At 51.3% G+C, this 14,144-nt stretch carries 11 protein-coding genes; 7 read left to right on the plus strand and 4 right to left on the minus strand.

Features of this window, described 5'->3' with window-relative positions:
• The first annotated feature begins 23 nt into the window (after positions 1–23).
• From tal to OGY10_RS04860, 3 genes are all read left to right on the plus strand, one after another.
• Positions 24–977, plus strand: a complete 954-nt coding sequence (gene tal / locus OGY10_RS04850; protein ID WP_003829752.1) for a transaldolase — start codon at positions 24–26, stop codon at positions 975–977.
• 110 nt (positions 978–1,087) lie between these two features.
• The gene (mog, locus tag OGY10_RS04855; protein ID WP_008786149.1) at positions 1,088–1,675 is read left to right on the plus strand and encodes a molybdopterin adenylyltransferase; all 588 of its coding nucleotides are present in this window, start codon (positions 1,088–1,090) and stop codon (positions 1,673–1,675) included.
• A 124-nt stretch (positions 1,676–1,799) separates the two neighbouring features.
• Entirely contained in the window at positions 1,800–3,107 is a 1,308-nt protein-coding gene (locus OGY10_RS04860) for an MFS transporter (RefSeq protein ID WP_079934409.1), read from the plus strand.
• A gap of 34 nt (positions 3,108–3,141) precedes the next feature.
• On the opposite strand, the gene satP is transcribed toward OGY10_RS04860, so the two are convergent.
• On the minus strand, positions 3,142–3,708 hold the full coding sequence (satP, locus tag OGY10_RS04865) for an acetate uptake transporter (RefSeq protein ID WP_003829744.1): 567 nt from the start codon (positions 3,706–3,708) through the stop codon (positions 3,142–3,144).
• Positions 3,709–4,072: 364 nt separating this feature from the next.
• Positions 4,073–4,477, minus strand: coding sequence for a DUF2541 family protein (locus tag OGY10_RS04870; RefSeq protein WP_008786150.1), 405 nt, complete (start codon positions 4,475–4,477; stop codon positions 4,073–4,075).
• A 384-nt stretch (positions 4,478–4,861) separates the two neighbouring features.
• Here OGY10_RS04870 and dnaK point away from each other — a divergent pair, with 384 nt between their 5' ends.
• From dnaK to nhaR, 4 genes are all read left to right on the plus strand, one after another.
• Complete coding sequence (gene dnaK, locus OGY10_RS04875; RefSeq protein WP_003829739.1) at positions 4,862–6,784, plus strand: molecular chaperone DnaK; 1,923 nt, start codon at positions 4,862–4,864, stop codon at positions 6,782–6,784.
• 85 nt (positions 6,785–6,869) lie between these two features.
• Positions 6,870–8,003 (plus strand): molecular chaperone DnaJ, encoded by a 1,134-nt coding sequence (dnaJ, locus tag OGY10_RS04880; RefSeq protein ID WP_003829737.1) that lies wholly within the window; start codon positions 6,870–6,872, stop codon positions 8,001–8,003.
• Positions 8,004–8,209: 206 nt separating this feature from the next.
• Entirely contained in the window at positions 8,210–9,376 is a 1,167-nt protein-coding gene (gene nhaA / locus OGY10_RS04885; RefSeq protein WP_008786152.1) for a Na+/H+ antiporter NhaA, read from the plus strand.
• 38 nt (positions 9,377–9,414) lie between these two features.
• Positions 9,415–10,308: a transcriptional activator NhaR gene (gene nhaR / locus OGY10_RS04890; RefSeq protein ID WP_032942332.1), complete on the plus strand. Its 894-nt coding sequence runs from the start codon at positions 9,415–9,417 to the stop codon at positions 10,306–10,308.
• 54 nt (positions 10,309–10,362) lie between these two features.
• Here nhaR and OGY10_RS04895 read toward each other — a convergent pair whose 3' ends face one another.
• Together OGY10_RS04895 and OGY10_RS04900 are read right to left on the minus strand one after the other, a co-directional pair.
• The gene (locus OGY10_RS04895) at positions 10,363–12,402 is read right to left on the minus strand and encodes a glycoside hydrolase family 31 protein (RefSeq protein ID WP_267445132.1); all 2,040 of its coding nucleotides are present in this window, start codon (positions 12,400–12,402) and stop codon (positions 10,363–10,365) included.
• A 43-nt stretch (positions 12,403–12,445) separates the two neighbouring features.
• Entirely contained in the window at positions 12,446–13,816 is a 1,371-nt protein-coding gene (locus OGY10_RS04900) for an MFS transporter (RefSeq protein WP_048236162.1), read from the minus strand.
• Positions 13,817–14,144: the final 328 nt, after the last annotated feature.

Below are 14,144 nucleotides of genomic sequence, written 5' to 3' on the forward strand. Positions count from 1 at the left end.
GCTGTTTAAAGAGAATCGCTATCATGACGGACAAATTGACCTCCCTTCGTCAGTTCACCACAGTAGTGGCCGACACCGGAGACATCGCGGCAATGAAGCTGTATCAGCCTCAGGATGCCACAACTAACCCTTCTCTCATTCTTAACGCAGCGCAGATCCCAGAATACCGCAAGCTGATTGATGACGCTGTAGCCTGGGCTAAGCAGCAGAGCAACGACCGCGCACAGCAGATCGTCGACGCGACCGATAAACTGGCAGTAAATATCGGTCTGGAGATCCTGAAACTGGTCCCGGGTCGTATCTCTACTGAAGTTGACGCTCGTCTGTCCTACGACACCGACGCGTCCATCGCGAAAGCAAAACGTCTGATCAAAATGTACAACGATGCTGGCATCAGCAACGATCGCATTCTGATCAAACTGGCTTCAACCTGGCAGGGCATCCGTGCCGCTGAGCAGCTGGAAAAAGAAGGTATCAACTGTAACCTGACTCTGCTGTTCTCCTTCGCGCAGGCGCGCGCATGTGCAGAAGCTGGCGTATACCTGATTTCTCCGTTTGTTGGTCGTATTCTGGATTGGTACAAAGCCAACACTGACAAGAAAGAGTATGCACCGGCAGAAGATCCGGGTGTGGTTTCCGTAACGGAAATCTATGAGTACTACAAACAACACGGTTACGAAACCGTGGTGATGGGTGCGAGCTTCCGTAACGTCGGCGAAATCATTGAGCTGGCAGGCTGCGATCGTCTGACGATTGCACCGGCACTGCTGAAAGAACTGGCGGAAAGCGAAGGCACTATCGAACGTAAACTGTCCTTCTCTGGCGAAGTGAAAGCGCGTCCTGCACGCATCACCGAAGCTGAGTTCCTGTGGCAGCACAACCAGGATCCGATGGCTGTAGACAAACTGGCGGACGGTATCCGTAAGTTTGCTGTAGACCAGGGTAAACTGGAAAAAATGATCGGCGATCTGCTGTAATCATTAATGCGTGGCCCTGATATGGGTCACGCTACCTCTTCTGAAACCTGTCTGTCCTTCCCTTCGCAGTGTATCATTCTGTTTAACGAGACTGTTTAAACGGAATAATCATGAATACTTTACGCATTGGCCTGGTTTCCATTTCTGACCGTGCTTCCAGCGGCGTTTACCAGGATAAAGGTATCCCGGCCCTTGAAGAGTGGCTGGCATCTGCCCTTACCACCCCTTTTGAGCTGCAAACGCGACTGATCCCGGATGAACAGGCGATCATCGAACAGACCTTATGTGAGCTGGTGGATGAAATGAGCTGTCATCTGGTGCTGACTACCGGCGGAACGGGTCCGGCCCGCCGCGATGTAACGCCTGATGCCACGCTGGCCGTAGCCGACCGCCAGATGCCGGGCTTTGGCGAGCAGATGCGCCAGATAAGCCTGCACTTTGTGCCAACGGCTATTCTCTCCCGCCAGGTTGGTGTGATTCGTAAACAGGCGTTGATTCTGAATCTGCCAGGGCAGCCGAAATCGATCAAAGAAACGCTGGAAGGCGTGAAAGATGCCGACGGTAAGGTTATCGTGCCGGGTATATTTGCAAGTGTACCGTATTGTATACAGCTGCTGGATGGGCCGTATGTGGAAACTGCACCGGCAGTTGTAGCATCATTTCGTCCTAAAAGCGCAATTCGCGATACAAACACCTGAAAGTAGCCCGATCGTGACATAAGTGCCAATGACAGTGGAGTATTGAATTGTTTACGATATAGTAATTTTTGCTTTACATATATCGACAGACAGATTCAATAACTCCACTGACTCATGGTTTGCTATGTCACAACACACTCGACCGCTGAATCGCCAGGATTATAAAACTCTTACGCTTGCTGCCCTCGGCGGTGCGCTTGAGTTTTATGATTTCATTATCTTCGTCTTCTTTGCCGCTGTTGTTGGCGAACTCTTCTTCCCGGCAGACATTCCTGAATGGCTACGCCAGGTGCAAACCTTCGGCATTTTTGCCGCCGGATATCTGGCGCGTCCGCTGGGTGGCATCATCATGGCGCACTTTGGCGATCTGGTCGGGCGTAAGAAAATGTTCACCCTGAGCATTTTGCTGATGGCGATACCGACGCTGGCGATTGGTCTTTTGCCTATCTACGCCTCAATGGGGATCCTCGCGCCGCTGCTGTTACTGCTGATGCGTATTTTGCAAGGCGCTGCCATCGGCGGAGAAGTGCCCGGCGCGTGGGTGTTCGTTGCGGAGCACGTACCGGAGCGCCGCATCGGCATTGCCTGTGGCACGCTGACCGCCGGGCTGACGGTGGGGATTCTGCTGGGATCGGTGGTTGCGACGCTGGTGAATACCAGCCTGACGCAGCAGGCGGTGCATGACTACGGCTGGCGTATCCCGTTCCTGCTGGGTGGCGTGTTTGGGCTGGTGGCGATGTACCTGCGTCGCTGGTTGCAGGAAACGCCCATCTTCCTCGAAATGCAGCAGCGTAAAGCGCTGGCGCAAGAGCTACCGGTGAAGTCGGTGGTGAGCAAACATAAAAAAGCGGTGGTCATTTCCATGCTGCTGACCTGGCTGTTATCGGCCGGGATTGTGGTGGTGATCCTGATGTCGCCAGTCTGGTTGCAGAAGCAGTATGGTTTTGCACCGGCGTTGACGTTACAAGCCAACAGTGTCGCGACCATTATGCTGTGCGTCGGCTGTCTGCTGGCAGGGTTTATTGTCGATCGGGTCGGCGCCAGCAAAACCTTTATTGTCGGCAGCCTGCTGCTGGCCTGTTCAAGCTGGTTTTTCTATCATCTGACCGGTAGCCATCCTCAGCACTTGTTCTTGTTATACGGGCTGGTAGGGTTGTGCGTTGGCGTGGTGGGGGCTGTGCCTTATGTGATGGTGCGGGCGTTTCCGGCGGAGGTCCGCTTTACCGGAATCTCCTTTTCTTACAACGTGTCGTACGCCATTTTTGGTGGTCTGACACCAATCGCCGTGACGATGTTAATGAGCGTGTCGCCAATGGCTCCGGCCTGGTATGTCCTGGCGTTATCGCTGGTGGGGTTAGGTCTGGGGATTTGGCTGCGACAGGATATTTATCATCGCGATACGAGCGTGCAGGGCGAGTTACAGCGCTTGTAAGGAATATCCCCCCGTCCGGGGGGATAGCGTCAGATTAGTGCGCTTCACCGATCGGCAGGATGGTACGGCCAAACTGTTCGTTCAGCACTTCACCCATCGCCAGGTAAATGGCGCTTGCGCCACACACTAAGCCAATCCAGCCAGCAACGTGAATGATCGCTTCGTTACCTGCAATGTTGCCGACCGCCAGCAGTGCGAACAGCACTGTCAGGCTCAGGAAGACAAACTGCAACGCGCGGTTAGCTTTCAGCGTGCCGAAGAACATGAACAGTGTGAACACGCCCCACAGACCCAGGTATACGCCCAGGAACTGACCATTGGTTGCATCCGCCAGGCCCATTTTCGGCATGATTAGGATTGCAACCAGCGTCAGCCAGAACGAACCGTAGGAGGTAAAGGCGGTTAAACCGAAGGTATTGCCCTTTTTATATTCCAGCAGACCGGCAAATATTTGCGCGATACCGCCGTAGAAAATGCCCATCGCCAGAATAATAACGTCAAAGGCGAAGAAACCCGCGTTGTGCAGGTTAAGCAGAATGGTGGTCATGCCAAAGCCCATCAGGCCCAGCGGTGCCGGATTAGCCAACTTAGTGTTGCCCATAATTCCTCAAAATCATCATTGATTGAATGGTGAAATAGTTTCCCCAAATAACGATCACTGTCTTCGGGGCGCGGCATGATAATCAGGGGAGAGGGCACTGTCTATGATCTAACGAAGGGAAAATGAATTATTTTCCCTGTGATGGGCATCACGCTTATGCATGGTTGAACATTTTGCTAAGACAGACGATTTGAAGTACCACCGGGAACTGAGGGATTTGGTGGACGATCTGGTGAGAAATACCCATCGCCAGATGGCGCTGCTTCATGGGCGCGGCAGTTGTTATTCCAGTTCAATGGCTTTCACATCAACCGCGTGTCTGCCCCGCATGTTTTCTATGGCTTCTGAATCAAAATGTGCAGAATTAATCGTCGCCAATAACTTTCAGCGTTGCCATGTCAGAGGAGTTTACTGACTGGCCTGAGAAGGTGATTTTAGACACGCAGCGTTTATTGTCGTTGTCGCTATTAATAGAGATCCAGTTGGTCGTTTGTCCCTCTTTAATGGATGACGGGACGTTCAGGCTTTGGCTGGAAGTGCGTACTGCTTTGAAGTAGACGGATGCGCCGTTAAGTTTAATATCACCGCGATCGGCGGTGAGCTGAATGCGCTTCACCACCCGGCAAACGGGAATTCTCAGCGTGAGGTCGTTGGTTGCATTGCGGGGCATCGCAATCATACCCAGAACTTTATGATCGTTAGCGTGCGCGGCGCTGCTCAGCAGCAGGCCCATAAGCAGGCTGGTGGAAAGGGTTAACACGGATTTCATGGAATTTCTCTTTGACGGCTGTAAAAGGGTGTGACATCAGACCATCTTACCGCCGACGGGAAACCGTTTCATGGTCGTAATCTTTTCTTTTTATTACAATTTTCACATGAATGGCCGTGCTGGTTTTGATTTGTTTTGTGAATTGATTTTGATTGGAAACTATTCGTTTTTTTGCCTTTCTGCCTTTTTACCTTAATTTTATCGCCACTGTGCTAAAAAAAATTTTCATGCCCCCCTTGATGACGTGGGTTACGACCCCATCTTGTAGACAACCGCAGTGGTGAGTCTGAAAAAAAACGATTCAGGGTAGTTGAAACCGCACGTTTCGCCCTTATTACAGATTCACAACCACATGATGACCGAATTTTTAGTGGAGACGTTTAGATGGGTAAAATTATTGGTATCGACCTGGGTACTACCAACTCTTGTGTAGCGATTATGGATGGCACTACTGCACGTGTGCTGGAGAACGCCGAGGGCGATCGCACCACGCCTTCTATCATTGCTTATACCCAGGATGGTGAAACTCTGGTTGGTCAGCCGGCTAAACGTCAGGCAGTGACAAACCCGCAAAACACCCTGTTTGCGATTAAACGCCTGATTGGCCGCCGCTTCCAGGACGAAGAAGTACAGCGTGATGAAGCCATCATGCCGTACAAAATCATCGGTGCTGACAACGGTGATGCATGGATTGACGTAAAAGGTCAGAAAATGGCACCGCCGCAGATTTCTGCTGAAGTGCTGAAAAAAATGAAGAAAACGGCTGAAGATTACCTGGGCGAACCGGTAACTGAAGCGGTTATCACCGTACCTGCATACTTCAACGATGCTCAGCGTCAGGCAACCAAAGATGCTGGCCGTATCGCAGGTCTGGAAGTAAAACGTATCATCAACGAACCGACCGCAGCGGCACTGGCTTACGGTCTGGATAAAGAAGTCGGCAACCGTACTATCGCGGTTTATGACCTCGGTGGTGGTACTTTCGATATCTCTATTATCGAAATCGACGAAGTTGACGGCGAAAAAACTTTCGAAGTTCTGGCAACCAACGGTGATACCCACCTGGGTGGTGAAGACTTCGACAGCCGTATGATCAACTACCTGGTTGACGAATTTAAGAAAGATCAGGGTATCGATCTGCGTAATGACCCGCTGGCGATGCAGCGTCTGAAAGAAGCCGCTGAGAAAGCGAAGATCGAACTGTCTTCCGCTCAGCAGACCGACGTGAACCTGCCGTACATTACTGCAGACGCGACTGGTCCGAAACACATGAACATCAAAGTGACCCGTGCGAAACTGGAAAGCCTGGTTGAAGACCTGGTTAACCGTTCTATCGAGCCGCTGAAAGTTGCTCTGCAGGATGCTGGTCTGTCTGTTTCCGACGTTCAGGACGTTATCCTGGTCGGTGGTCAGACTCGTATGCCGATGGTACAGAAGAAAGTTGCTGAGTTCTTCGGTAAAGAGCCGCGTAAAGACGTTAACCCGGACGAAGCAGTGGCAATCGGTGCTGCCGTTCAGGGTGGTGTATTGACCGGTGATGTGAAAGACGTGCTGCTGCTGGACGTTACCCCGCTGTCTCTGGGTATCGAAACCATGGGTGGCGTGATGACTCCACTGATCGCGAAAAACACCACTATCCCGACCAAGCACAGCCAGGTGTTCTCTACCGCTGAAGACAACCAGTCTGCGGTAACCATCCACGTGCTGCAGGGTGAACGTAAACGCGCCGCTGATAACAAAGATCTGGGTCAGTTTAACCTGGATGGTATCAGCCCGGCTCCGCGCGGTATGCCGCAGATCGAAGTTACTTTTGACATCGATGCCGACGGTATCCTGCACGTTTCCGCGAAAGACAAAAACAGCGGTAAAGAGCAGAAGATCACCATCAAGGCTTCTTCTGGTCTGAACGAAGAAGAAATTCAGAAAATGGTTCGCGAAGCAGAAGCGAACGCAGAATCTGACCGTAAGTTTGAAGAGCTGGTTCAGACTCGTAACCAGGGTGACCATCTGCTGCACAGCACTCGTAAGCAGGTTGAAGAAGCAGGCGACAAACTGCCAGCTGACGACAAAACTGCCATCGAGTCTGCACTGACCGCGCTGGAAACTTCTCTGAAAGGCGAAGACAAAGCGGATATCGAAGCGAAAATGCAGGCGCTGGCACAGGTTTCCCAGAAACTGATGGAAATCGCTCAGCAGCAGCACGCACAGCAGCAGGCTGGTGCAGCAGGCGCTGATGCTTCTGCAAACAACGCGAAAGATGACGACGTTGTCGATGCCGAGTTTGAAGAAGTGAAAGACAAAAAATAATCGCCCTTTGAACGGGTAATTACTGGCACGGGCGAAGAGGTTTCCTCTCCGCCCGTGCACGCATGTTAGGGGCAGATAAAAAGAGATGGCTAAGCAAGACTATTACGAGATTTTAGGCGTTTCCAAGTCAGCGGAAGAGCGTGAAATCAAAAAGGCCTACAAGCGCCTGGCCATGAAATTTCACCCGGACCGCAACCAGGGTGATAAAGAGGCCGAAGCCAAGTTTAAAGAGATCAAAGAAGCGTACGAGATCCTGACCGATGCGCAAAAACGTGCGGCTTACGATCAGTACGGTCATGCTGCGTTTGAGCAAGGCGGCATGGGCGGCGGCGGCGGTTTTGGCGGCGGGGCTGACTTCAGCGATATCTTTGGTGACGTGTTTGGCGATATCTTTGGCGGCGGTCGTGGTCGTCAGCGCGCCTCACGTGGTGCTGATTTACGTTACAACATGGATCTCACTCTGGAAGAAGCCGTGCGTGGCGTCACCAAAGAGATCCGTATTCCGACTCTGGAAGAGTGTGACGTCTGCCACGGTAGCGGTGCGAAGGCAGGTACTCAGCCACAGACCTGTCCAACCTGTCACGGTTCTGGTCAGGTACAGATGCGTCAGGGCTTTTTTGCCGTACAGCAGACCTGTCCACACTGTCAGGGCCGCGGTACGCTGATCAAAGATCCGTGCAACAAATGCCACGGTCATGGTCGTGTTGAGAAAAGCAAAACGCTGTCCGTTAAGATCCCGGCAGGGGTTGATACCGGCGACCGTATTCGTTTAGCGGGCGAAGGTGAAGCCGGTGAACATGGTGCGCCAGCAGGTGATTTGTACGTTCAGGTGCAGGTAAAACAGCACCCAATTTTCGAACGTGAAGGCAATAACCTGTACTGCGAAGTACCGATTAACTTTGCGATGGCTGCGCTGGGCGGCGAGATTGAAGTCCCAACGCTGGACGGTCGCGTGAAGCTAAAAATTCCGGGCGAAACGCAAACTGGCAAACTTTTCCGCATGCGTGGAAAGGGCGTCAAGTCTGTACGCGGTGGCGCTCAGGGCGATCTGCTGTGCCGAGTGGTGGTTGAAACCCCTGTGGGCCTGAACGACAAGCAGAAGCAACTGCTCAAAGATCTGCAGGACAGCTTTGGCGGCCCGACCGGCGAACAAAACAGTCCGCGCTCCAAAAGTTTCTTCGACGGTGTGAAGAAGTTCTTTGACGATCTGACTCGCTAATTCGCAGTTTTATCTCGAATAAAAAGCCTGGGACTGAAAAGTCTCAGGCTTTTTTATTTCTGTTTTCCGCTCGGAAAATCTTTATCGACTTACTCTGTATAGATCGTAAAAACCGATTTATCCATCATGAATAATCTAATTTTAACGAGCTTTTTGAGGGTGTAAGATAGTATTTACGAAGTATTCACCCAATAGAGAGAATAAAAGTGAAACATCTGCATCGTTTTTTTAGTAGTGACGCCTCGGGGGGCATCATTCTGATCATCGCAGCCGTGGTCGCTATGCTGATGGCAAATATCGGGGTTACCAGTGGATGGTACCACGCCTTTTTGGAAACGCCCGTTCAACTGCGGGTTGGCGCGCTTGAGATCAACAAAAATATGCTGTTGTGGATCAACGACGCGTTGATGGCGGTGTTCTTCCTGTTGATTGGTCTGGAAGTAAAGCGCGAGTTAATGCAAGGTTCGCTGGCCAGTCTGCGTCAGGCGGCGTTCCCGATCATTGCTGCTATCGGGGGCATGATTGTCCCGGCGCTGCTGTACCTGGCATTCAACTATGCCGATCCCATCACCCGTGAAGGGTGGGCGATCCCGGCGGCAACGGATATCGCTTTTGCGTTAGGTGTGCTGGCGTTGTTGGGCAGTCGTGTACCACTGGCGTTGAAAATCTTCCTGATGGCGCTGGCGATTATTGATGACCTCGGCGCTATCGTAATCATCGCACTGTTCTATACCAGCGACCTCTCGCTGCTGTCGCTGGGCGTTGCCGCGTGCGCAATCCTTGTTTTGGCAGGATTGAATCTGTGCGGAGTGAGACGCACCGGTATTTATATTCTGGTCGGCGTAGTGCTGTGGACTGCCGTACTGAAGTCTGGCGTGCATGCAACGCTGGCGGGCGTGATCGTGGGCTTCTTCATTCCATTGAAGGAAAAACACGGGCGTTCACCGGCGAAGCGACTGGAGCATGTTCTGCATCCATGGGTGGCATACCTGATCCTGCCACTGTTTGCCTTCGCCAACGCAGGCGTTTCACTGCAGGGCGTCACTATTGATGGACTGACCTCGATATTACCGCTGGGGATCATTGCCGGCCTGTTGATCGGCAAACCGTTGGGTATCAGTCTGTTTTGCTGGCTGGCGTTACGCCTCAAGGTGGCGCAATTGCCGGAAGGAACGAATTTCCAGCAGATTATGGCGGTCGGTATTCTTTGCGGCATTGGCTTTACGATGTCGATTTTTATTGCCAGCCTGGCGTTTGGCAACGTCGATCCTGAGCTGATTAACTGGGCAAAATTGGGGATCCTGATCGGCTCCTTGTTGTCGGCAGTGATAGGTTACTGCTGGTTACGTGCCCGGTTGAACGCATCGGCCTGACGGGATAACCCTTTCGTGACAATTTTCAGGGAGAGAGTATGTCTCATATAAATTACAACCATCTGTACTACTTTTGGCATGTCTATAAAGAAGGGTCAGTGGTTGGTGCAGCAGAAGCGCTTTATCTGACACCTCAGACCATTACTGGGCAGATTAAAGCGCTTGAGGAACGCTTACAGGGAAAATTGTTTAAGCGGAAGGGGCGTGGGCTGGAGCCCAGTGAGTTAGGCGAATTGGTTTTTCGTTACGCGGATAAGATGTTCACCTTAAGCCAGGAAATGCTGGATATCGTGAACTACCGCAAAGAGTCTAATTTACTGTTCGATGTCGGCGTGGCGGATGCGCTATCGAAGCAGTTGGTCAGCAGCGTACTGGATGCCGCTGTGGTTGAAGATGAACAAATCCATCTGCGTTGTTTTGAGTCAACGCACGAGATGCTGTTGGATCAACTCAGCCAGCATAAGCTGGATATGATTATCTCCGACTGCCCGATCGATTCTACGCAGCAGGAAGGGTTGTTCTCAGTGCGGATAGGCGAGTGCAGCGTGAGTTTTTGGTGCACCAAACCGCTGCCTGAAAAACCATTCCCGGCCTGCCTTGAGGAGCGTCGGTTGCTGATCCCTGGACGTCGTTCGATGCTCGGACGTAAGCTGCTGAACTGGATCAACTCACAGGGATTGAATGTCGAAATCCTCGGTGAGTTTGATGACGCTGCGCTGATGAAAGCGTTTGGGGCAACGCATAATGCTATTTTTGTTGCACCTACTCTGTATTCGCACAATTTCTATGCCGATGATTCTATTGTTGAAATTGGACGCGTAGAAAATGTGATGGAAGAGTATCACGCCATATTTGCGGAAAGAATGATCCAGCATCCGGCGGTGCAGCGTATTTGCAATGCGGACTACTCGGCATTGTTCAAGCCACAGTAGACATACTTACCGTAATACTTCCGGCTGCGGTACTCACCCGCAGCCGGTTTCATGCTATAGCCTCAATAAGCTACGATACTGCCCACCTTCGCGGATAAATACCGGAATTCTGTTCAATGGCGCGGTATAGTGCAACGTTTGCCCTCCCGAATAACTCTCGCCGGTCGTAAGATCCGTCCATGTTTCCCCTTCCGGTAGCCAGACATCACGTTCGCGCATACCTTCATGCATTACGGGGGCAATCAGCAGGTCAGGACCAAAACAGTACTGGTCGGTGATTGCCCAACTTGTTTCCTGTTCGGGGAAATCAAAAAACAGGGGGCGCATCACTGGCGTATTGTGCTTATGGGTTTCCTCCATCAGCGCTTTGATATAGGGCTTCAGTTTCTCTCGCAACGCCAGGCAACCCGTCAGTACGTCGCACACGTCCTCACCGTAGCTCCAGACTTCGTTCGGTGCACCGGTAGGACACTGGGCGATACCATCCCGGTACGGTTGTTCCGGTAAAATCTGCGGATCGCGGTTGCCGTGCAGACGCATCACCGGGCTAAATACGCCCCACTGGAACCAGCGGATCAGCAGTTCATGGAAATGTGGGTCGTGAATATTACCGCCATGAAAACCACCGATATCCGTCGTCCACCACGGTATCCCCGCGATTCCCATATTGAGTCCGGCGGCAAACTGGTTGCGTAGCGATCTAAACGAGGAGTGAATATCACCTGACCAGACCAGTGCGCCATACTTTTGACTGCCGGCCCAGGCGCAGCGTAGCAGGTTGATAACCTTGTCTTCACCATCGGCTTTCATACCATCAAAAAAGGTTTTGGCGTACATTCGCGGGTAGATATTGCCCACTTCCAGTACCGGCCCGGCATGGTAGCGATAGTTGTCATAGTCATAAACGCTGAACTCAGGTTCGGCTTCGTCTAACCAGAATAGCTTCACGCCCTTATCATAATAGTTGCGTTTGGCTTTGCCCCAGACGTAGTCCCGCGCACCCGGATGGGTAGCATCAAAGAAAGTGGTGTTGCCGAGGAAATCCATATTGATCGGCAAGCCACGTTCCGTTTGTACCAGCCAGCCGTTTTCGCGCATCTCCCGATAGCTTTCGGTGCGGTTATCCACCGTCGGCCAGACGGAGACCATCAGCTCAATTCCCAGCGATTTCAGCTCGGCAATCATGGCATCAGGGTCGGGCCAGTCGCGCGCATCGAACATCCAGTCACCCTGATTCGGCCAGTGAAAGAAGTCGATAACGATCACCGAGATAGGCAGATTGCGGCGCTTATATTCGCGGGCAACCTCCAGCAGCTCTGCCTGCGTACGATAGCGGAGTTTGCACTGCCAGAAGCCCATGGCGTAGTCCGGCATCATCGGCGGTGTGCCGGTAGCCAGCGCATATGCCCGGCTAATTTCTGCTGGGGTATCGCCAGCCGTGATCCAGTAGTCCAGCTGTTCGCTGACCTGTGCTTCCCATTCGGTAACGTTGTGGGCAAAGGTTACGCGCCCGACTGCCGGGTTGTTCCATAAAAATCCGTAGCCCAGACTGGAGAGCATAAACGGTACTGAGGCCTGGGAGTTACGTTGCGCCAGCTCAAGAACGCATCCTTTGAGATCCAGGTTAGCCTGTTGATACTGCCCCATACCATAAATTTTTTCCCCTTCGGTGGCTTCGAAGCGGGCTTTAAGTGAATATTTCCCACCCTGAATAGGTCGGAATTCGCGCCCTTCAAGGTTGAGTGCGCTGACGTACTGGCCGTGAGAAGATTCATCCTCGCCAATTTCGCCCCGCAGGCGCCAGAACTCCTGCAACAGAGGTTTGTGTGGATGGCGGTAAAAGGTAACTTGTCCTTTTTGATTGACGATAGCGATAATTTTGCCGTTGGTCAGCGTCGCCTGGTGGTGCTCATAATCAATGTGGCAGTGGCTTTCTGCGACTGGCTCAGTCAATGCCCAGTCTTCATTTCTCATTATCGGCAGATGACGGCCACTGCGTACGCGCAGGCTGTTCTCGCCCCAGGGTTCAATCCATAAATAGCGATCGTTTTGCTGCCAGACCAGGCGACGCGGGTCATGTTGCATAAATGGCATGGTGGTGCCTCCCATATTTCGAGGGTGAAGGTAAAGATCGTTTTTAGTTGATGGTTTCCAGATCGTGGCGAATCTTCTCTTCCATCGCTTCGTATTTACGAAAGAAAAGTAGTGGGATCGCTGCGAGCGCGAAGAGTAGGGCGGGTGCCCAGATAAAGGCCCAGGTAATTCCCTCCAGACCCGCAGCACTCTGGGCATGGTTGGGGACATAGCCAAAACTGTTCATGATCCAGGCAGCGAAAGCGGTACCGAGGCCACTACCCATCTTGATGCAGAAGGTGCTGCCGAAGGCGATAAGAATGCCGGTAGCCTTAATACCCGTCTTCCATGCGCCGAAGTCGACTGCGAAGCCCAGCATGGCAAACGGCATTGAGCAGGCGATACCGCTGCCGATATTGCCGAGTACCCAGGCGGCGATGAGAAAAGGAATGTTGTCCGCTGCCAGCCACATCATGATGCCGCCAAGCGTGGCGACCAGCAGACCGCCTACCCATATCCACGTTTTAGCCAGGTATTTGCTAAAGAAGGGGATAGCGATGATAAACAGGATCTGAATTGTCGCCAGGCTGTTAATCAGCGGAACCAGATCTTTGCGGTCGAGGTTGTAGGTAAGATAGTAGACAATCGTTGTGGAGCGTTGTTGTAGGGCAATCCAGAAGATCAGGTTTGCCAGCACCATCAGGATCCATGGCCAGTTGCCTTTCATTGCCGCAAAACTCTTTTTCATCGGCAATTTAGGTTCTTGTTGAATTTTATCCGTATTCATTTCTCGGATATTTTTAAAGGCGAAAAGCGTTAACGAACAGGATATTACGGCAAATATAATCGCCGTATAAATAAAACCCGCATGATCATTTCCGTTACCTAAAAAAGCAACTAACGGCAGTGCGGTCGCATTCATTAATAAAACCCCAATTTGCCCACCGGTCATTCGCCAGGAATTTAAAACCAGTCTTTCCTTAGGAGATAAGGTCATCAGGGGTAATATTGCACTGAGCGGTGTGTTAAGTCCGGTAAATAGAATGCTGGCAATCATATAAGATATTGCTGCATAGATAGCTTTTCCGGTCATACTGATATCAGGAGACCAAAATGACAGGGCGCTGAATACGGCAAAAGGTAATGGCAACCATAAAAACCAGGGGCGGCATTTACCGTAACGCGAACGCGTTTTATCGATGATGATCCCCCATATGGGGGCGTCTATGCCATCGACAATACGCGCCAGCAGCAGGATGACGCCTGCTACGGCGAGGCTAATACCTGCAACGTCTGTGTAGAAATATAAAATGTAAGTTGAACCGAAACAATACAGCAGATTACCCGCCACATCCAAAGAGCCGTAGCTAATACGCTGTAGTAAAGATAATGATGTTGACCCGCATGACTGGGTATCCTCAATAACAGAACTCATAATAATAACTCCGATACTGGAACGATACGCCCAGAAAAACAGCTTCTACTTTCCAAGCAAGTTTTAAATATTATTTTTTATGTCGTTACTGAATTTAACCTCAGATTAAAATGAGTGAGTAAGGTGTACATGAAAAGTAGTTAACCCTACCGCAGCAATCAATTATCAAATCTTACATCAGGATTGCGTTTATTCGTTTTTGAATGAACGATGTTTCTATTTGCTAAGGTGGTCACAGTTTTTTTAATAATGAAATAAAAAAAGGAAAACAGTGAAAGAAAATAACTTTCACGTATTACGCGACGCGACTGAGGAAGGGATAGCTGAA

Source organism: Citrobacter sp. Cpo148 (assembly GCF_030332375.1).
Taxonomy (GTDB): Bacteria; Pseudomonadota; Gammaproteobacteria; order Enterobacterales; family Enterobacteriaceae; genus Citrobacter; species Citrobacter portucalensis.